The following is a 19,528-nucleotide window of genomic DNA, read 5'->3' on the forward strand; positions in this document are numbered from 1 at the left end:
CACTCACCTCAACATATAGCGCCGCGACAGCGGCAATTCGTGCGCCGGCTCGCAAGTCGCAAGCACGCCATCGACAAAGACGTCGAAGGTCTCGGGGTCGACCGTCACCTTCGGACAGGCATCATTCCACAGCATGTCGCGCTTGGAGAGCTTGCGGGTGTTGCGCACCGGCAGCAGCCGCTTCGAGAGGCCCAGGGCCCCGCTGAGATCGCGCTCCAGGGCCAGCGGATGAACGAAGCAGGCAGACAGCGCCGCCGGGGCGCGGCCGAAAGCTCCCCATTGCGGCCGCATCAGGATCGGCTGACAGGTCATCAGCGAGGCGGCACTGTCGCCCATCGCACCCCAGGCGATGAACCCGCCCTTCACGACGAGTTCCGGTTTGATGCCGAAAAAGGCCGGCCGCCACAAGACGATGTCGGCGATCTTGCCATCCTCGAGCGATCCGATGTGATCGGCGATGCCGAATGTCCTGGCAGCATTGATGGTGTATTTGGCGATGTAGCGCCGGATGCGCGCGTTGTCGCCGAAGCCCGGCCGCTCCTCCGGCAGCGCACCGCGCTGATCCTTCATTTTGGAAGCAAGCTGCCAGGTCCTGCAGATGACCTCGTGGATACGTCCCATGCCCTGGCTGTCGGACCCAAGCATCGAGATGGCGCCGATGTCGTGCAACACGTCCTCGGCGGCGATGGTCTGCGCCCGGATGCGGCTATCCGCAAACGCCACGTCCTCGGGAATCGCCGGATTGAGATGATGACAGACCATGGTCATGTCGAGATGTTCGTCGAACGTATTGACCGTATAGGGATTGGTCGGATTGGTCGACGACGGAAGGCAATGCATCTCGCCGGCAACGCGGATGATATCGGGCGCGTGCCCGCCGCCGGCGCCTTCGGTGTGATACATATGGATGGTGCGGCCGCCGATCGCCTCCAGCGTATTCTCGACGAAGCCGGATTCGTTCAGCGTGTCGGTGTGGATCTGCACCTGGAAGTCATAATCATCGGCGACACGCAGACAGGTATCGATCGCGGCCGGCATCGAGCCCCAGTCCTCGTGCAGCTTCAACCCCATCACGCCGGTTTCAAGCTGCTCGACCATCGGGGGAACGCGATGCGCGTTGCCGCGGCCCAGAAAGCCGAAATTCATCGGCCAGGCTTCCGCCGCCTGGAGCATCTTGCCGGTATTGAAGGGACCGCCGGAGTCGATGCCAACCGTGATCGGACCGAGCGAGCCGCCGATCATGGTGGTGATACCGCTCGCAAGCGCATGCTCGACGAGCGCCGCGCTGTCGAAATGCACATGAACGTCGATCGCTCCGGGCGTTGCAATCAGACCTTCGCAATCGCGCACCGTCGTACCCGTCGACACGATCAGACGCGGATCGACGCCATCCATGATGGCGGGGTTGCCGGCCTTGCCGATTCCCACGATGCGGCCGTGGCGGATGCCGAGGTCACCCTTGACGATGCCGATGACGGGATCGATCACAAGCACATTGCAGAGCAGGAAATCCAGCGCGCCCTCGGCGCTGGTGATGCCGGCCATGCCGATGCCGTCGCGCAACGTCTTGCCACCGCCGTGCAGGCATTCGTCGCCATAGACCGCGTGGTCCTTCTCGGCCACCGCCAGCAGCGAGGTGTCGCCGAGGCGGACGGAGTCGCCGGTGGTCGGTCCGTACATGGCGGCATAGTCATGCCGGTCGATCTTAGCCACCTCTTCCTCCTGTCGTCATCCTGCGGGTCATGCGCCGCGGAAACCTCGCGCCTTGGCACGCGCCAGTGCCGCCTCGCGCACATCCGGATCAGCGCTCATGCCATTGGTCAGATTGTTCAACCCGGTCAGTTGACGCTGCCCGCCGAATTCGACCAGCGACACGTCTTTCGTCGCCCCCGGCTCGAACCGCACCGCCGTGCCGGCCGGGATATCGAGCCGCATGTTGAAAGCGGCGGCACGATCGAATTCGAGCGCCTTGTTGACCTCAAAGAAATGGAAGTGCGAGCCGATCTGGATCGGCCGATCGCCGGTGTTGACGGCAGTCAGTTTGATGGTGCGGCGGCCGGCATTGAGCTCGATGGCTCCGTCGCCAGCGGTGATCAGGCCGGGACGTTCGAGGTCGGCCTCGGTGCCCGGCGCCGGGCGAATCGGTTCATGCACGGTGACGAGCTTCGTGCCATCCGGAAAGGCGCACTCGACCTGGATGATGTCCATCATGGCGGCGATGCCGGGCAAGACATCAGCCGTCGAGAGAATGGTCGAGCCAAACCCAATCAGGTCGGCGACCGAGCGCCCGTCGCGCGCACCTTCCAGAATGTCGTCGGTGATGATGGCGACAGCTTCCGGGTAGTTCAGCTTCAGCCCTCGCGCGCGCCGGCGGCGTGCGAGTTCGGCAGCGTTGAAAATCGTGAGGCGCTCCAGTTCGGTCGGGGTCAACAGCATGCCGGGTCCCTCTCAATTTGCAAATAGCCGGAGATCGGCCTGCTCGTGGCGGGCAGCGGCGACATCGAGGAATGGCAGAAAGCTCTGCATCTCGGCATCATCAGGCACGGGCTCCGCTGCAAGCGCATCAATCAGGGGCAGGCTGTCGCGCAGCACCCTCTGGCCCTGCACCACGCCGATTGCGCCGAGACGAATCGCCGCGCTGATCAGTCCGCAGGCCGTGGTGTAGCCGGACGCGATCTGCGCAAGTCCTTCGTCGAGCCCCTCTTCCGACCAGATTGCGCCCTGCATCGCGCTTATATGACCGAGGCCGTCGCCCTTTCGCACGGCATCGCGCAAGCGTTGCGCAAGCCCATTACCAAGCCGGGCGTGCGAGGCAAGAAATGATGTCCCGTTGCGACGCGAGCCGCTACGCAGGGATCCGATCAATGTAGAGGCGTCGACCTCCCGGTCGACGGCGAGGATTTCAACCAGATTGCCGCGCGCCCGAAACGCTCGCAGCAATGCGATCCGGTCGAAACCGGCCCAGCGATGTCTGATCACCGTCTCGACCAAGCGCCCGAATTCCGACGAATCCATCCCCTGGCGCAGCGCGATCGCGCCCTCGATGCCGTAGGAGAACGCAAAGGAGCCGCTGGGAAACGTCCCATCCGCCTGCCAGAGTGCGCGCAACGTGGACAACATGGCTAGTGGCTGTGGTCGTGCGGATGATGATGCGCAATGCCGACGTGGTCGTCCGGCGACGGCGCGGCTTCGCCGACCTCCTCGTCAAGCACGCTGATGCCGACCCGCCGGGATTCGATCAGCCCGTCCAGACGCGCGATGTAATCCTCCGGACGGCCCTCGAGCGCCACCAGCAGGACTTCCCCGGCGAAGCGGACGCGCCAGTGCAGATTTCCGACATGGTAGCCAAGCTCGATGGCGTCGCTGATCGAGCGCGGATCGAGCCGAAGCCAGCGCTCGGTCGCGGCTCTCACCACAATGGCCCTGGTATCGTCGAGCAGGAGGACCGCGCCATCGAACAGCTTCTGGTTCCGCGGCAGTGCGATCGCAAGTTCCTCGCCGCTCTGCGTCGCGATGAGCAGCCTTCTGCGTGCAAGATCGGCAACGGGAATATTGACGACGTCAACTGCCCCACGATGCTCGAGCCGATGCAATGCTTCGGACAGGCCGGGCTCGAGCCGACTTCCCACTACGCATTCGATCCGCCGCATTCCATGTCCTTTCACACGCGCTCCATTACGCCGGTCTGCTCCGCGCAAGCAGCGTGGCAGGCCAAGGAAGCCTGATCGCGCTGGCCGCACGTGAGGAGTTCGTCAAAGGACCGCTGCAGGGCATTCGTCCAAGACACACCTCACAAGACACCTCTCACAAGACACACCTCATCGTTCGCCGCCGAGGCGCGCTGCTTCCCGCCGGAACAACTTGCAGACCAAACCGGCTCCCCGAGAGCGCTGGCGCGCCAACGGTGATGCACGATCCGAAAAACAAAAAAGCCCGACAGATCCTCGCGGATCTCCCGGGCTGCCTAGCCGTGTGCCGAACCAGCATCATCGATGGTTCGGCGGTGTTCACCGGACATTTCTGCCTCGGCGAATGTCAAAAGCTAATCACCTTTGGCTCTGTATTGCAACAGCTCATTTGCATGAATGATTGCAGCAGCCATATCGTCCATCGACAAGCGCTTCGACATCGCTTGCCTGCGGATGCTTTCATACGCGTCCGCTTCGCTCAGTCCCTGACTGTCCATCAGAACGGTCTTCGCCTTCTGAATGCGCTGGATTCCCGCGAGCTTCCGCTCGAGCTTGCGGATGCGCTTTTCGGTCGCACGGCGCTCCAGCCAAAGGCTGCGCGCGATGGTGAGATTGGTGAGCAGCCCGAACGGACGGATGGGCCGTTCGATGACCGCGACGGCGCCCGCCTCGAGCACGAGCTGCAGCGTCGTCGGATCCTCGTAGCTGACCGCCGCAATCAGGGTTGGACGATGATCGGCATCGGACTTCAGCAGGCGCTGGATTTCCAAGCGATCGTCGTGCTCGATCGACAGGATCACGATGTCCGCGCCGTCGGCCCAGCACTCCGGCACGGGCCACTGCGTCTCGACCATGCAGCCGATGCGCCGCAAATGTTCGACAAGCTTGGCGCGCTCGGGGTCCGGGGCGGACACGACATGGACCCGCAGCCCGCGCAAGTCCCTGAGAATTTGGATAGCCACGTCGCGCTCTCCGCAATTCGTCAGGGGTGCAGCAGTGGCAGGTCGTCAACCGACCAGTCGTCGAGACTCTGGACGACGCAATAGGGATCAGGCTTCACGCGCACGCCTGGATTCCACACGATCTGAAACCGCCCCATCCGGTCGAGGCGCGCGATGCGGGGCCACAGATAGGTGTGGTTATTCTCGGCGTCGATCCTAACCCGGCCCTGCGGCGCGTCGAACTCGGTGTCGCGCAGGTTCACGAGCACCTGCTCGGGATCGTCGGAACCACACCTGGCGACCGCATGCATGGCGAGGTGAACCTGGAAATAGGCCGACTCGGCGGCGGCAGTGACAGGAGCGTCGGGCCCGTATTTCTCCTTGAAGCTGCCGACGAAACGCCGTGCGGCGGGCGACGACAGCGTTTCGAAGAACGGCGCCGCCGTGATGTGGCCTTCGGCCGCGTCCGCGCCCATTTCGATAACCTCCGCCTCGCTGGTCGTGAGGCTCGCGATCGGCATTCGAGCCGGATCAAAACCCGCGGCGCGATAAGCCTTGTAGAGACGAGACGTCCCGCTGCCGACGACCGACGACAGGATCACGTCCGGCGAGGTCTTTTTGATCCGATTGATGACCTTCTCAAAATCCTTTTCCTGCGGATAGAGCGGCACATAGATTTCGTCGAGGACCTTTCCGCTTCCCTGCGCCACGAAGTCCGCCATCAGCCGATTCGATTCGTAGGGATAGATGTAGTTCGAGCCGACAAACAGAAAGCGATTGCCGTAGGTCGACAGCAGGAATCGCGCAAGTTGCAGCGAGTTCTGATTGGGAGCGGCGCCTGCATAGATGCAGTGTCGCGAATACTCGAAGCCTTCGTAGAGCGTCGGATAAAATAACAGGCCGCGATGCCCCTCGACGACGGGCAACACGGCCTTCCGAGTGCTCGACATGTAACAGCCGAACAGCAGCCTGACCCGGTCGACCTGGAACAGCCGTTCCGCAAAGGCACGGGACTTCTTTGGGTCTGAGGCCGGATCGTACATGACCGGCTCGATGCGCCGCCCGAGGATGCCGCCATTGCCGTTGATCTGGTCGATCGCGAGCAAAGTCGCATTGAGCTGCGTCCGCTCGATCGCCTGCGTCACCCCGGTTTGGGAGAACAGCACACCCACCCGCCAAGCATCAGTGTTCATCGCCGCCATGACGAGCCATGTCACCTCGTTGTAACAAGACTATCCATAAAGCATGTCTGGCGGCGTTGAAAACCCACATCCGCTGCCATCGACGCCATTCAGTCGATCGCACGCTCCCGGCGCGGTGTCTGGCCAAACTGACGGCGGTAGGCCCGGGAAAAATTCGCGTGGGTTGCGAAGCCTGTGGCGGTGGCGATCTCGCTCACCGGCAAGGTCGTCTGCCGCAGCAGCAGCCTGGCGCGCTCCAGGCGCAATTGCGCATAGCGCCGCGTGATCGTGCTGCGCAGATGCCGCGCGAACAACCGCTCGAGCTGGCGGACCGAGAGGCCGACGTCCCGTGCGAGCCGGCGCGGGCCTATCGGGGCCTCGATGCTCTTCTCCATCCGCGACAGCGCAAGAACCAGCTTCGGATGATGCACGCCAAAGCGTTCGGCGGGCGCGAGGCGCTGAGCCACCTCGCCGCGGCGGACTTCCGTTTGCAGGAACCAGTCGCTGACGGAGGCCGCGACCGCCGCGCCATGATCGATGCGGATCAGCGCATGCATCATGTCGAGCGCCGCGATACCGCCGGCGCACGTGAAGCGGTCCCGGTCGATCTCGAACAGCGAGTGACTCAGGCGCAGAAAAGGAAACGTCTCGGTGAACGCCGGGATGTGCTCCCAATGGACGGTGCACCGGTAGCCGTCGAGCACGCCCGCGCGTGCGAGCAGAAAGGGACCGGCCGACACCCCTCCCAGTCTGACACCGTGCCGTGCAGCCTTGCGCAGGAAGGCCAGCGTCGCCGGATGACGGAAGGTCTGCGGGTTTCCTCCGGCGCATACGATCACCGCATCCAATCTGCCGATATCGGCAATGCTTGCATCGGCTTGGATGCGCACGCCGTTGGAGGCGACGACATCATGCCCCTGAATCGAAATGTGTTGCCATCGATAGAGCGGCTTGCCGGTCAGGACGTTGGCGGCCCGAAGCGGCTCGATCGCAGACGCGTAGGACAACAAGGCAAATCCCGGGATCAGCAAAAAGCCCACCCGCCGCATTCTCGGCTTGTCGTCCAAGGACAAGTTTTGGTCGTTTTTTGCCATATGTCGATTTGCATATCAGGAGAAGATTTGGCTCACAAGCTTCTCGGGGTGCCGCGACCATGCGCTACTCGTTTCTCTCCCTCGCCCGGCAGGCGCTCCGCGGCCATCGCGACTGGCAACCGGTCTGGCGGGACGCGGAGCCGCGGCCGAGCTACGACGTCATCGTCGTCGGCGGGGGCGGGCACGGTCTCGCGACAGCGTATTACCTCGCCAAGCAGCACGGCGTCAGGAATGTCGCCGTGCTCGAAAAGGGCTGGATCGGATCCGGAAACGCCGGACGGAACACCACCATCATCCGGTCCAACTACCTGCTGCCGGGGAATGAGCCGTTTTACGAATGGTCGATGAAGCTCTGGGAAGGGCTCGAGCAGGAATTGAACTACAACGCCATGGTCAGCCAACGCGGCGTGCTCAACGTGTTCCATTCGGACGCACAACGCGACAGCTTCGCGCGCCGCGGCAACGCGATGCGGCTCGCCGGCGCAGATGCCGAGCTGATCGATGCAGACGCGGTTCGCCGCATTCTCCCCTTTGCCGACTTCGACAATGCCCGGTTTCCAATCAAGGGCGGTCTGTTGCAGCGTCGCGGCGGCACCGCGCGACACGATGCCGTGGTGTGGGGTTATGCACGCGGCGCCAGCGATCTCGGCGTCGACATCGTCCAGAATTGCGAAGTCACCGGCTTCATCCGCGATCGGGATCGCGTGGTCGGCGTCGAGACCACGCGCGGCCAAATCCGCGCCGGCAAGGTCGGACTCGCCGTCGCCGGCAGCAGTTCTCGGGTCGCGAAGATGCTCGGCCTGAGATTGCCGATCGAGAGCCATCTGATCCAGGCCTTCGTTTCCGAAGGCATCAAGCCGCTGATCCCCGGCGTCGTCACCTTCGGCGCGGGACATTTCTACATCAGCCAGTCCGACAAGGGTGGGCTGGTGTTCGGCGGCGACATCGACGGCTACAACTCCTACGCCCAGCGCGGCAATCTGCCCGTCGTCGAGGACGTCTGCGAAGGCGGCATGGCCCTGATGCCGATCATCGGGCGGGTCCGCATCCTGCGCAACTGGGCAGGCCTGCTCGACATGTCGATGGACGGCTCGCCGATCATCGATCGTACGCCGCTCGACGGGCTCTACCTGAATTCCGGCTGGTGCTATGGCGGCTTCAAGGCGACGCCCGCATCAGGCTGGTGTTTCGCCCATCTGCTCGCGCGCGACGAACATCACGCGGTCGCGTCCGACTACCGGCTCGATCGTTTCGAGACCGGTCATCTGATCGATGAAAAGGGCCAGGGCGCCCAACCCAACCTTCACTAGGCTTGCGACGGACACTCCGAGATGCGTATCCCATGTCCCTTTTGCGGTGAGCGCGACCTCAGCGAGTTCGTCTATTACGGCGATCCGGTGCCGCGCCCCGATCCCGCCGCGCCCGATGCGCCCCGCCGGTTCTACGAGGCAACCTATCTCAGGGACAATCCGGCCGGGCCGCATGCCGAGCTTTGGTATCATGCCAATGGCTGCCGGAGCTGGGTACGCGTGACACGCGACACGCGCACGCACGAGATCCTCGGCTCAGCCCTTTGCGGTACCTGACCATGGGTAATCGCCCCGGACCCTACAGGCTCGGCACAGGCGGACAGATCGACCGCTCGGCCCAACTGCGCTTCTCGTTCGACGGCAGATCCTATTCCGGCTTCGCCGGCGATACGCTCGCCGCAGCGCTGCTCGCCAACGGCGTCCGGCTGGTCGGACGCTCGTTCAAGTACCATCGGCCGCGCGGCATCCTGACGGCAGGCGCGGAAGAGCCCAATGCTCTGGTCGAACTGCGGCGGGACGCGCGGCGCGAGCCGAATACGCGCGCGACGACCATCGAGCTGTTCGACGGGCTGGAGGCGCGCAGCCAGAACCGTTGGCCGTCCCTGAAGCTCGACATCGCGGCCGTCAATTCGCTGCTCTCGCCGTTCCTGGTCGCAGGCTTCTACTACAAGACCTTCATGTGGCCGGCCGCGTTCTGGGAGAGGATCTATGAACCGGCGATCCGCCGCGCGGCGGGGCTCGGACGCGCCAGCAACGAAGCCGACCCCGACAGCTACGAGAAGACGCATGCATTCTGCGACCTTCTGGTGATCGGCAGCGGTCCGGCCGGGCTTGCCGCAGCCCTCGCCGCCGGTCGCACCGGGGCGCGCGTCATCCTCTGCGAGGAGGACTTCGCCGCAGGCGGCCGGCTCAACGCCGATATGCACGAGATCGACCGCCTTGCCGGCCCGCTTTGGGTCCGGCGGACCGTCGCGGAGCTCGAGGCCTTGCCGAACGTCCGCGTGCTGCGCCGGACGACCGTGTTCGGCGTCTACGACTCGGCCACCTATGGCGCCATTGAGCGGGTGTCCGACCATCTGCCCGTCCCCGCGCCGCAGCAGCCGCGCCAACGCCTCTGGAAAATCGTCGCCAGGCGCAGCGTCCTCGCCGCGGGTGCCCTCGAGCGCCCGATCGTATTCGGCGGCAATGATCGGCCGGGTGTCATGCTCGCCTCCGCGGTCCGCACTTTTCTGAACCGGTTCGCAGTGGCGCCGGGTCACCGGTGCGCGGTCTTTGCCAATTGCGACGATGCCTGGTCGACCGCCTTCGACCTCGTGCATCACGGCGTCGAGGTTGCCGCCGTTATCGACACGCGGCCTCAGGTCCATCCAGCACTCGCGAGCCGGGCAAAGGACGCGCGCATTGCGGTCATTCCCGGCGCGCAAGTGATCGATACGCGCGGCGGCCACAGGCTCAAGGCCGTCGTGGTGCGCGACGCCAGCGGCCGCATCCGTGAACTCGAGGTGGATCTGCTCGCGATCTCCGGCGGGTGGAATGCGAACCTGGCGCTGACGACCCATCTCGGCAGCCGGCCGCAATGGTCGGAGCCGCTCGCCACTTTCATCCCGGGCACGGTCCCGCCCGGCATGACCGTGGTCGGCGCCGCAGCCGGACATTTCACGCTGCCGGACGCCCTGCGCGACGGCGCCACAGCGGGATCGCAAATTGCGGACGCTCTCGGCTTTTCGGCCAAGGCGATCGCCATCCCACAGGCGGAGGCCGAGTTCGACGGTATCTCACCGCTTTGGCATGTCGCCGGTTCGCGGTCGAAAGCATTCGTCGATTTCCAGAATGATGTGACCGACGACGATGTCGCGCTCGCCGCCCGCGAAGGTTTCAGGTCCGTCGAACTTCTCAAGCGCTACACCACGCTCGGCATGGCGACCGATCAGGGCAAGACCTCGAACGTGAACGGCCACGCGATCATGGCCGAACTGACCGGCCGCACGATGAGCGAGGTCGGCACCACCATGCTACGCCCGCCCTATGCGCCGGTCGCAATCGCGGCCTTTGCGGGACACCATCGTGGCAGGCAATTCCGGCCGACCCGTCTGACCGCCGGACATCGCTGGGCCGGCGAACGAAACGCCACCTTCGTGGAGGCCGGGCAATGGATGCGCGCACAATGGTTCGCACAACCGGGCGAGACCGACTGGCTGGCCACGGTGAGCCGAGAGGTCCGCGAGACCCGGGAACGGGTCGGGGTCTGCGATGTGTCCACGCTGGGCAAGATCGACGTCCAGGGCAGCGACGCAGGCATTTTTCTCGATCGCATCTACGCCAACACGTTCTCGACCCTGCCGGTGGGCAAGGTCCGCTACGGGCTGATGCTGCGCGAAGACGGCATCGCCATGGACGACGGCACCTGTGCGCGATTTGCCCCCGATCACTACATGATGTCGACCACGACGGCGAACGCCGGCAAGGTGATGCAGCATCTCGAACACGCCCGCCAGGTGCTGTGGCCGGAGCTCGACGTTCAGTTGATGTCGGTCACAGAGCAGTGGTCGCAGTACGCGATCGCCGGTCCTCGCTCCCGCGAGCTTCTCGCGCGCCTGCTCGGCGACGCCTTCGACGTCTCCGATGCGGCGCTGCCGTATCTGGGCTGCGCCGAATTCGCCTGGCGCGGCGTGACCACACGGATCTACCGCGTGTCGTTCTCCGGCGAACTCGCCTATGAGATCGCGGTGCCGGCGACGTTCGGCGACGCGGCGATCAGGGCGATCATGGACGCCGGCGCCGGGATCGGCGCGATCCCCTACGGCACCGAAGCGCTCGGTGTCATGCGCATCGAGAAGGGACATGTCGCCGGCAACGAGCTCAACGGCATGACGACCGCAGCCGATCTCGGCCTCGGCCGCATGATGTCCCGGAAGAAGGACTTCATCGGGCGGGTGCTGGCACAACGCCCCGGCCTGATCGCGGCCGATCGGCCTGCGCTGGTCGGCATCCGCCCGGTTGATCGGGGTGAGCGGCTCCGCGCCGGCGCGCACTTCCTCGCGCCGGGGGCTCGGGCGACGATGGAGAACGATGAAGGGTACGTGACCTCCGTCGCCTTCTCGCCGACGCTCGGACACTGGATCGGGCTCGGCTTCCTCAAGCACGGACCCGCCCGCCACGACCAGCGCATGCGCGCCTATGATCCGGTCCGGAACGGCGACACCGTGGTGGAGGTAGTATCGCCCGTCTTCCTCGACCCCGACGGGAAGCGTCTCCATGGCTGAGCTAACTCAGACGCCTGCCTTGTCGTGGGTCCCGCACGGCGTATCCGGCGGGGGCGTGACGATCATGGAGCGTCGCGGCCTTGCGCTTGCGACCGTGCAGGCCCGTCGGGGGCAGGAGCAGGCCCTGCGCGCACGCATCGCGCAGTCTTTCCAGGTGGCCTTGCCGGAACGTCCCGCCTTCGTGACAGGACGCGACATCGCGTTTGTCGGCCTCGGCCCGCAATCATGGCTTGGCATCAGCGAGACCGACCCCGCGTCGTTCCATGCGTCTTTCCGATCGCTGGTCGCCGGCGCGGCGTCGATTTCGGACCAGAGCGGCGGTTACGCGGTGTTTCGCGTCGGCGGCACGGCGATCAGGGACACCTTGGCCAAGGGATTCCCGATCGATCTCGACGGCCACGCGTTCAAGAGCGGCGACGCTGCGACCACGATCGTGTCCCATCTCGGCGTCACGATCTGGCGACGCGACGATGCGCCCGACGGCACTGCCTGCTTCGAGATCAGCCTGTTCCGCAGCCTCGCAGAAAGCTTCTGGCACTGGTTCTCCGAGAGCGCGGCCGAATTCGGCCTGACCTGGCAAGGCTCGCCGACCGGCCCGTGATCCCTTCAACGATATGGATCCTCAATGTCCGCCAGCAGCTTCGTCCTGACATTTTCCTGTCCGAATCGACCCGGCATCGTCGCGGCAGTGGCACGGACTCTGTTCGACGCAGGCGGCAACATCCAGGAAGCCCACCAATATGATGACGTCGAGACCAATCTGTTCTTTGCGCGCATCCGCTTCAATTTCGTCCTGGACGGCGGCGGTCTGTCCGGGTTTCGAGAGGCGCTGACTGGCCTGGCGACGGACCTGAACATGCAATGGACGCTGCGTGCGACGTCGGACAAGGCGCGGGTCCTGATCCTGGTGTCGCGCTTCGACCACTGTCTCGCCGATCTGCTCTACCGCTGGCGCATCGGCGAACTCGCAATCGAGATGGCCGGCATCGTATCCAATCATCCCCGCGAAACCTATCTCCATCACGATCTGAGCGGCATCGCCTTCGATCATCTCCCGGTCACGCCGCAGACCAAGACGCAGCAGGAAGCTGCAATCTGGCGAATCGTCGAACAGCGCCAAGTCGATCTCGTCGTGCTGGCGCGATACATGCAGATCCTTTCCGACGATCTCTCGGTCAAGCTCGCGGGCCGCTGCATCAACATCCACCATTCCTTCCTGCCGGGCTTCAAGGGAGCGAAGCCCTACCATCAGGCGCACAGCCGCGGCGTCAAGCTGATCGGTGCCACCGCGCATTACGTGACGGCCGACCTCGACGAGGGGCCGATCATCGAACAGGACGTCGAACGCATCTCGCACCAGGACCAACCGGACGATCTCGTGCGCAAGGGCCGCGACATCGAACGTCGTGTGCTGTCGCGAGCCGTATTCTGGCACATCGACGGCCGCGTGATCCTCAACGGACGAAAGACCGTGATCTTCAGGGACTGAGCAATGCGGGCGAGCATCATCGACGGCAAGGCGATCGCGGACAAGCTGCGTGCGGAAATCGCGGTCGAGGTCGCGCAATGGAGCCGCCAGGCAGGCCGGCAACCCGGCCTTGCCGTCGTGCTGATCGGCAACGATCCGGCCAGCGAAGTCTATGTGGGATCCAAATCGCGGCAGACTGTCGCCGCCGGCATGCGATCATTCGAGCACCGGTTGCCCGCCGACACGTCTCAGACGGAGCTGCTTGCACTGATCGCGCGGCTGAACACCGACGACGCGGTCGACGGGATCCTGGTGCAGCTACCGCTGCCCGCCCATATCCAGACCGATCCGGTGATCCAGGCCATCGATCCCGTCAAGGACGTCGACGGCTTCCATCCCGAGAATGCCGGGCGCCTGATGAGCGGATTGCCCGGCCTCGTTCCCTGCACGCCGCTGGGCTGCATGCTGCTGCTGCAATCGGTGGAGCCTGCGCCACGCGGCTTGCACGCCGTGGTGCTCGGCCGCTCGAACATCGTCGGCAAGCCAATCGCACAACTGCTGCTCCAGGCCGACTGTACAGTCACGACGGCGCACTCTAGAAGCCGCGAACTGGCGGGCCTATGCCGGACGGCTGATATCCTGATCGCCGCGGTCGGCCGTCCGGAGATGGTGCGCGGCGACTGGATCAAGCCGGGTGCGATCGTGATCGACGTTGGGATCAACCGGCTGCCCACAGCCGGTGCGCCGAAGGGACGGCTGGTCGGAGACGTGGCGTTCGCCGAAGCCGTGGCGGTCGCGCGGGCGATCACGCCGGTGCCGGGCGGGGTCGGCCCAATGACGATCGCCTGCCTGTTGCGCAATACGCTGCAGGCCGCTCGTTCCCGTACCGGGACTTGCTGAACCGCGGAGAACTCTTCAGACCGGCAGTGCGGTCATCTGCGAACCACCGCGCTCGCCGAGACGGCGACGGCCTTCGCGCTTTTCGTCCTCGCTCATGCTCCCGACGAGCTCTTCGAGCTCGGCCATCGCGAGGCCGACACCATGCCGGGCCGCAGCGCTGAGCCAGACAAATGCCTCGATACGGTCGACCGGCGTACCGCGTCCCCTCGCATAACAATAGCCAAGCCGCGCCTGCGACGGATAGTGCCCGGCCGATGCTGCGCGCCGGTACCACTCGACGGCCTGCGCCATGTCGACCGCAACGCCCTGTCCCTTGGTCAGCAATGAGGCGTAGTTGAATTGCCCGAGCACGTCGCCCTGCTCGGCCGACCGGCGAAACCAGGAGGCGGCCTGCGCCGCATCCGCGGTGATCCCCTGCCCCCTTGCATACATCGCGCCGACATTGTTGGCGGCCAGCGGATTGCCCTTCTCGGCCGCACGCAGGTACAGCACGAAGGCGCGCGACGTGTCGCGCTCGACCCCGAACCCATTGGCATAGAGAGCCCCGAGCCAGGCCTCGGCCTCGGCATCTCCGGTCTCCGCCAGCGGCTCCCAGATCAGCCGCGCCTTCTCGTAGTCGCGTTCCATGAAGGCGGCTTCGCCCTCGCTTGTGGTTGGCATGGGCTTTCCTTACTGGCGGGTGTGGGAGGAAATCCTGAACAGGTAGACGCAGTCGAACTCGTTCGTGTCGCCCTCGGGCGGGACGCCGGCGGTCTTCAGATGCTGGACGAAGTAGTCGTAGACCGTCCGCGCGGCCCTGTGCGTGAGCAGTTGCTTGTACAGCCAGGGATCCTGCTCGGTGTGGACGCCGTGCTTCTCGAACAATGCCTGCTTGGGAGCATCGGAAATACCGACGCACCAGTGCGGGAAGAGTTCGTCGAACTCCTTGATATAGGCGAGGAACTCGTACTTCACTTGCTGGACGCTGGACACCATCCGCGCCTCCGTCACGCGTGCGCCAAGGGAGCGTTCCAGTAGGAAACGTGATGCTCCGTGATTCGCTGAATCAGCAGCTGATTGAACTGCCAGCCCGCTCGGCTGCGTTCCAACGCGTCCCCGGCCAGGCACAATTCGACATTGGCCTGTCGCGTGGTCGCCTCGGCCGCGGCCTTTTCAGTCAGCCGCAGGAGCGCGCCGTAAGCCGATTCATGCCTGACGTGGGACAGATCGGGAGCGCTGAAAAAGGAGAGCCGCCAGAGCGTCTGGTCCATCGCCGTTGGCTGAAGCACGATCGCAAGCGTCGCATGCCGCGCCCTGATCAGCACCAGGTTCGGAAAGAACCAGTCTGCCGCAATGTGATTGACGGCTCCACCTCCTGCTTCGTGAGAGCGCGCGACGTCGATCAGGGCCGCACCGGCCAGCTTCCAGTTGGAATGATGCTCCTGCCAGTGCCCACTGAGCCTTACCAGATTTTTCGCCAAGACCGGCTGATCGAGTTGACGCTCGACATCGTGCGTGGGATCGACATTGGCGAAGATCAGCGGACCCGCCGTCTTCACCTTCGCTGGAAGCAGCCGCTCCGGCACCGCGCCGAGATACTGTCCCATCTGCGGCGACATCTCCGCGAAGGCGCCGCCCTGAATGACGCCGCGATCGCGGCTGTAGCCGCAGGACGTATAAGAGCACTTGGTCTTCTTCCCGGTCCGGCACTGAGCGGGGATGCTGCGGCATCCGCCATGTTGCGCCTTGTTGAAGCGTCCGATCAGCGAACCGTCTTCCTGCCGCTGCACGTGAATTGCGTGCTGTCCGATCGTATAAGGCAGGAGATCGTGGACCCCGTCGATCTCCGGCGACGTGCCGACGCAGATCCAGTCGCGTGTCCAGACCTTCTCGTTCTCGAGCTGCTGGAACACCTCCGAGGTATAGGCGCGGCGCGGCAACACCGTCGCAAGGCCGAACGGTGCGCGACAGGCGTCGAAAAGCCGGGCGTCGAGAAAATCAACGCCTTCATCGACATAGGCGGTGTCGGGATGCGCGAGCATGCTGCACCTCATGTTGTCGGGGGCGGCGCCGCAGCGGCGCCCCCGTGCTGCCGGCATCAGCGCTATTTGCGCGCCTTGTTCATCGGCTGGTCGTAGTCCGCGCGCCCGCGATGGATAATGGCGGCTGCATCCGGCATCGGCAGCGGACCGTCCGCCATGAAGCGGTCGAGTACATTTCCAACCAACGTCGAGATGTTGTTGTCGCCGTTATTCCAGGGCAGTGCGCCGCAGAATGCGATCGACGAGAACGCGAAGGACGCGCCGCCGTTCGGAGTCTCGTGATAGGCAATGTCCGAGCGCACGCGCGGATGCTGCGTGCCGTCGAGACCCTGCTGATTGAAGCCGTAGTCCTCCATGACAAGCAGGTAACCTTCGGTGTGCCGGCCGGCGGACGTCGCGACCACCAGCGTGTGCGGCGGGCTGCCGAGCATGGTGTCGACGATGTCGAGCTCCGTGCCGGCGGCGCCGCCGCCCACCAGGCCGAAATTGCCGAGCTTTTCGTCGTAATTGATGCCCTCGAAGGCCCAGGCCACGCGCGGATCGTTGCTCTCCGGCGTCCGCGAGTAGTACGACGAGATGTCGAAGCCTTCCGACGACATGCCGGTTCCGGCCACCGTGTGCAGGTAGCGGCCGCGGAAGCGCCACATGCCTCCCAGCTCGCCGGTGCCTTGGTGATAATATTCGCCCGGATCGGCGCGCCAGGTGCGGATGCCGCTCTCGCAACGCCGCATCTCCGTCACGATGCCGCGGCCGAGGCCGTCATAGGCCGGATGGTAGGAGTGGACCCAGTACCAACCGTCGGCTCCCATATACATGAAGCGGCCGCCACGTTGCATGTAGTTGTGGAGCGCATCGAGCTGCGGCCCGCTGTTGTGCTCGGGGTGCGAGCCGGTGATGATCACATTGTAGTTTTCCAGCCGCGCAAGGCCGTCATAGGTGACGTCCTCGTCGGTGATCACATCGTACTCGTAGCCCTTTTTCTCCAGCCAGTAGATCATGTGGAGATCGGCCGGGTACTGCCACGGCGCCTGCGCGAGGAAGTGATCGTATTTCGGCCGGATGCTCAGGATCGGACGCAGCCGCGACGACAGACAGAGGCCGCTGCCGTCGGTGTGCGTGTCATAGATAGATCCGCCATACTCGCGGTGCTCCGAGAGGAACATGTTCTGCTGTTGCATGATCGGCACGCGATAGACCAGCAGCTCGGCGCCGCCCGCATTGTTCGCGAGATGCTCGTTGGCATAGGCCATGTAGCTGATGGTGGGAACCATGAAGGCGACCTTGGCCGTTGCTTCGCCCACGCGCGGCACCACCCAGAACGGGATGTAGTCCTCGTCGCCGTCCTTGGACGTCAGCTTTGCTGCATAGAATTTGCTGCTGGTACCCTTCGGCACAGACCACTCGAAGCTGACCTGCCAGCGCGCATTGTCGATGTCGTCATCATGGAAGTGGATGGCACCGTACTGTTCCGGCGCAGTCTTCCAGTCGAACACCTGGCCTTCCCAATTGTAACCGGTCATCGCCCTGGTCGGGCAGTTCACGATGGTCGCATCGAACAGGTAGGGCCCCTTGTCCTTGCCGACCAGCGTGTTGATACCGTCCGAGAAATCCCAGGACGCGACGATCGCCTCGGAGAGCTTGCCGGTCGGACCCGAGTTCCGCCGCTCCGTGAGACCTGGCTGCGCACCGAGCTTCATGGTCTCGATCTCGAGGCGGCTGAGGGCGCGGTTGCACACCCGCGGACTGTCGATCTTGCCGTTGTAGTGTCCCTTGATGAGGATACCGGGCGGCACCGACGCCTTTGCCTGCGGCGCGTCGCTGAGCGCGCCGCAGTAGCCGGCGATCACGGTTGGCGTACCCGGCGTGTAGGCGAGCCTGGTCGACAGCTTCTTGGTGACCGGAGCGATCTCCGGATCGAGTGCGTAGACGATCTGCGGCTCGTGATAGAGCACCGCTTCGCCGGTCTTGGCGTCGAACGTCGCCGCGATGAAGTGCCAGGCGTGGTCGCGCAGCGGAGCCCCGGTCGTGACGACCTGGTCGTTGACGCGGAATTCCACACAGCCTTCCTCGTTGATGAAGAGACCGTAGCCCTTGCCGTCAAGCCATTTCGTGACGAGACCCTGGGCACCGTGCTTCCAGTATTTCGGATGGGTCTTCGGCGTGGTCGGCCAGATCCAGCACTGGAGCGTTACGCTCTCGAGGCAGAATTGCGGCTTGTCCACGACGAAGCCGTAGGAGCCGCCATAGATATCCTGCTTCATGCCCTTGTATGTGCTGTTGCAGGCCGCCTCGATCTTCTCCTCGATGAATCCCGGTCCGCGGGGATTGGTATCCGCATGGATCATCTTGACGATCTCGGCCTTGTATTCGGCCGGACCGTCGCAATTCACATAGAACTTGATGGTGTCTCCGGGGTGCACGCTGAACTTGTCCGCGTAGCCGGTAATCTTCATCCAACTCATGATCTTGCCCTCAACCCTAGACATTTCGCTTCGATAGCAATCAGGTCACAGTCCACATGTCGTCGCGGCGCTTCCATCCTTCGCGGAAGTGCTCGGGGAATCCGTCGTTCTCCGGATATTCCTCGAGCCGCATCAGGAAGATGTCGTGTTGCGGGTCCTGTTCGTTGTCGTAGACCTTGTCATTGACGAACTCGGGCGGCACGCCGCGGATGCCCGAGAGCCGGGCGATACGCCATTCCTTTTCGACCTTGGTGCAGACGACGACGAGCTTGCCTTTCGCCGGCGCGGCGCGCATCCGCAGCAGGACGCGATTGAGTTGGAAATCGTCATGAATTCCGCCGGTCACCGTCGTGGTATCGCCGGGCGTCGCGCATTTGAGCACGCTGTTGCCGGCAACGCCCTTCATCGAATCAATGCATTCCTTGTGTTCCTTGATCATGCGCTGGGCATCAGGCGTCGACGGTCGAGGGATCGGAATCATCAGTCTGCTCCAGTTAGCTAAATGGTGAGGTGATTGTGAATGACGTCGTCGGTCAGTTCGGCCATCGGACCGCTCGCGACCAGGCGGCCATTGTCGACCATCAGGAACGCGTCCCCCAACCGCCGGGCGACCCGGATATGCTGCTCAGTGAGAAGAAGGGTAATTCCGAGCTTGCGATTGAGGGTCATGAGAGTCTCGCCGATCTCGTGAACGATGTTCGGCTGAATGCCCTCGGTGGGCTCGTCGAGCAGCAGGATTTTGGGATCGACGGCCAACGCGCGCGCGATGGCAAGCTGCTGCTTCTGACCGCCGGACAGGAGGCCTGCCCGGCGGTCGAGATTCGCCTTCAGATAGGGGAACATCTGAAGGCAGATATCCGGAATCTCCGGACGACCGTCGTGGCGCGCGAAGGTCCCCAGCAGAATGTTTTCGCGGACGGTGAACTCCGAGAGAATTCCACGCCCCTGAGGGACGTAGCCGATACCGAGCTTCGCCCGGAGATGCGTCGGCGAGGAACCGATCTGCGCTCCCTTGATGGTGATGTCGCCGACCGACCTGTCGGTCAATCCCATGATGGTGCGCATCAGCGTGGTCTTGCCGACGCCGTTGCGGCCAAGAACGCACAGACACTTGCCTTCTTCGATGCCGAAAGAAAAGTCCTTCAGGATCGCCGTCTTGCCGTAATAGGAGGTGACCCGGTCCATCGCGAGCAGCATGA

At 64.2% G+C, this 19,528-nt stretch carries 19 protein-coding genes; 6 read left to right on the top strand and 13 right to left on the bottom strand.

The genetic code is table 11. The annotated features are described in order from the left end of the window. Positions 1-3 precede the first annotated feature (3 nt). The 7 genes from ureC to ACVIW0_RS38310 form a co-directional block, all read right to left on the bottom strand. Positions 4-1,713: an urease subunit alpha gene (gene ureC / locus ACVIW0_RS38280; RefSeq protein ID WP_461356932.1), complete on the bottom strand. Its 1,710-nt coding sequence runs from the start codon at positions 1,711-1,713 to the stop codon at positions 4-6. 27 nt (positions 1,714-1,740) lie between these two features. Further along, positions 1,741-2,436: an urease subunit beta gene (locus ACVIW0_RS38285; RefSeq protein WP_461356933.1), complete on the bottom strand. Its 696-nt coding sequence runs from the start codon at positions 2,434-2,436 to the stop codon at positions 1,741-1,743. Positions 2,437-2,448: 12 nt separating this feature from the next. Then, positions 2,449-3,120: an urease accessory protein UreF gene (locus ACVIW0_RS38290; protein WP_461356934.1), complete on the bottom strand. Its 672-nt coding sequence runs from the start codon at positions 3,118-3,120 to the stop codon at positions 2,449-2,451. Between the two features lie 2 nt (positions 3,121-3,122). Then, entirely contained in the window at positions 3,123-3,650 is a 528-nt protein-coding gene (ureE, locus tag ACVIW0_RS38295; RefSeq protein WP_461356935.1) for an urease accessory protein UreE, read from the bottom strand. Between the two features lie 392 nt (positions 3,651-4,042). Beyond that, positions 4,043-4,651: an ANTAR domain-containing response regulator gene (locus ACVIW0_RS38300; RefSeq protein WP_461356936.1), complete on the bottom strand. Its 609-nt coding sequence runs from the start codon at positions 4,649-4,651 to the stop codon at positions 4,043-4,045. 20 nt (positions 4,652-4,671) lie between these two features. Further along, positions 4,672-5,832: a transporter substrate-binding domain-containing protein gene (locus ACVIW0_RS38305; RefSeq protein WP_461357545.1), complete on the bottom strand. Its 1,161-nt coding sequence runs from the start codon at positions 5,830-5,832 to the stop codon at positions 4,672-4,674. 89 nt (positions 5,833-5,921) lie between these two features. Then, positions 5,922-6,905, bottom strand: coding sequence for a GlxA family transcriptional regulator (locus ACVIW0_RS38310; protein WP_461356937.1), 984 nt, complete (start codon positions 6,903-6,905; stop codon positions 5,922-5,924). A gap of 59 nt (positions 6,906-6,964) precedes the next feature. Between ACVIW0_RS38310 and ACVIW0_RS38315 the strand changes: the two genes are divergently transcribed. The 6 genes from ACVIW0_RS38315 to folD are packed head-to-tail and all read left to right on the top strand — an operon-like array spanning position 6,965 to position 13,846. Continuing rightward, complete coding sequence (locus tag ACVIW0_RS38315; RefSeq protein WP_461356938.1) at positions 6,965-8,215, top strand: sarcosine oxidase subunit beta family protein; 1,251 nt, start codon at positions 6,965-6,967, stop codon at positions 8,213-8,215. Positions 8,216-8,236: 21 nt separating this feature from the next. Beyond that, entirely contained in the window at positions 8,237-8,491 is a 255-nt protein-coding gene (locus ACVIW0_RS38320) for a sarcosine oxidase subunit delta (protein ID WP_461356939.1), read from the top strand. Between the two features lie 2 nt (positions 8,492-8,493). Further along, positions 8,494-11,478 (top strand): sarcosine oxidase subunit alpha family protein, encoded by a 2,985-nt coding sequence (locus tag ACVIW0_RS38325; protein ID WP_461356940.1) that lies wholly within the window; start codon positions 8,494-8,496, stop codon positions 11,476-11,478. Then, entirely contained in the window at positions 11,471-12,079 is a 609-nt protein-coding gene (locus ACVIW0_RS38330; RefSeq protein ID WP_461356941.1) for a sarcosine oxidase subunit gamma, read from the top strand. The genes ACVIW0_RS38325 and ACVIW0_RS38330 overlap by 8 nt, the downstream gene beginning before the upstream one ends. A gap of 24 nt (positions 12,080-12,103) precedes the next feature. Further along, entirely contained in the window at positions 12,104-12,967 is an 864-nt protein-coding gene (gene purU, locus ACVIW0_RS38335) for a formyltetrahydrofolate deformylase (protein ID WP_461356942.1), read from the top strand. 3 nt (positions 12,968-12,970) lie between these two features. Then, complete coding sequence (gene folD, locus ACVIW0_RS38340; protein ID WP_461356943.1) at positions 12,971-13,846, top strand: bifunctional methylenetetrahydrofolate dehydrogenase/methenyltetrahydrofolate cyclohydrolase FolD; 876 nt, start codon at positions 12,971-12,973, stop codon at positions 13,844-13,846. A gap of 15 nt (positions 13,847-13,861) precedes the next feature. On the opposite strand, the gene ACVIW0_RS38345 is transcribed toward folD, so the two are convergent. From ACVIW0_RS38345 to ACVIW0_RS38370, 6 genes are all read right to left on the bottom strand, one after another. Next, the gene (locus ACVIW0_RS38345; RefSeq protein WP_461356944.1) at positions 13,862-14,506 is read right to left on the bottom strand and encodes a tetratricopeptide repeat protein; all 645 of its coding nucleotides are present in this window, start codon (positions 14,504-14,506) and stop codon (positions 13,862-13,864) included. A 9-nt stretch (positions 14,507-14,515) separates the two neighbouring features. Beyond that, positions 14,516-14,821, bottom strand: a complete 306-nt coding sequence (locus ACVIW0_RS38350) for a hypothetical protein (protein ID WP_461356945.1) — start codon at positions 14,819-14,821, stop codon at positions 14,516-14,518. A gap of 11 nt (positions 14,822-14,832) precedes the next feature. Next, on the bottom strand, positions 14,833-15,867 hold the full coding sequence (locus ACVIW0_RS38355; protein WP_461356946.1) for a hypothetical protein: 1,035 nt from the start codon (positions 15,865-15,867) through the stop codon (positions 14,833-14,835). Positions 15,868-15,929: 62 nt separating this feature from the next. Continuing rightward, a complete protein-coding gene (locus ACVIW0_RS38360) occupies positions 15,930-18,329 on the bottom strand; it encodes a N,N-dimethylformamidase beta subunit family domain-containing protein (RefSeq protein WP_461356947.1) in 2,400 nt (799 codons plus the stop codon). Positions 18,330-18,369: 40 nt separating this feature from the next. Beyond that, the gene (locus ACVIW0_RS38365; protein WP_461356948.1) at positions 18,370-18,810 is read right to left on the bottom strand and encodes a N,N-dimethylformamidase, small subunit; all 441 of its coding nucleotides are present in this window, start codon (positions 18,808-18,810) and stop codon (positions 18,370-18,372) included. A 17-nt stretch (positions 18,811-18,827) separates the two neighbouring features. Next, positions 18,828-19,526, bottom strand: coding sequence for an ATP-binding cassette domain-containing protein (locus ACVIW0_RS38370; protein ID WP_461356949.1), 699 nt, complete (start codon positions 19,524-19,526; stop codon positions 18,828-18,830). Positions 19,527-19,528: the final 2 nt, after the last annotated feature.

Source organism: Bradyrhizobium sp. USDA 4454, assembly GCF_054822705.1.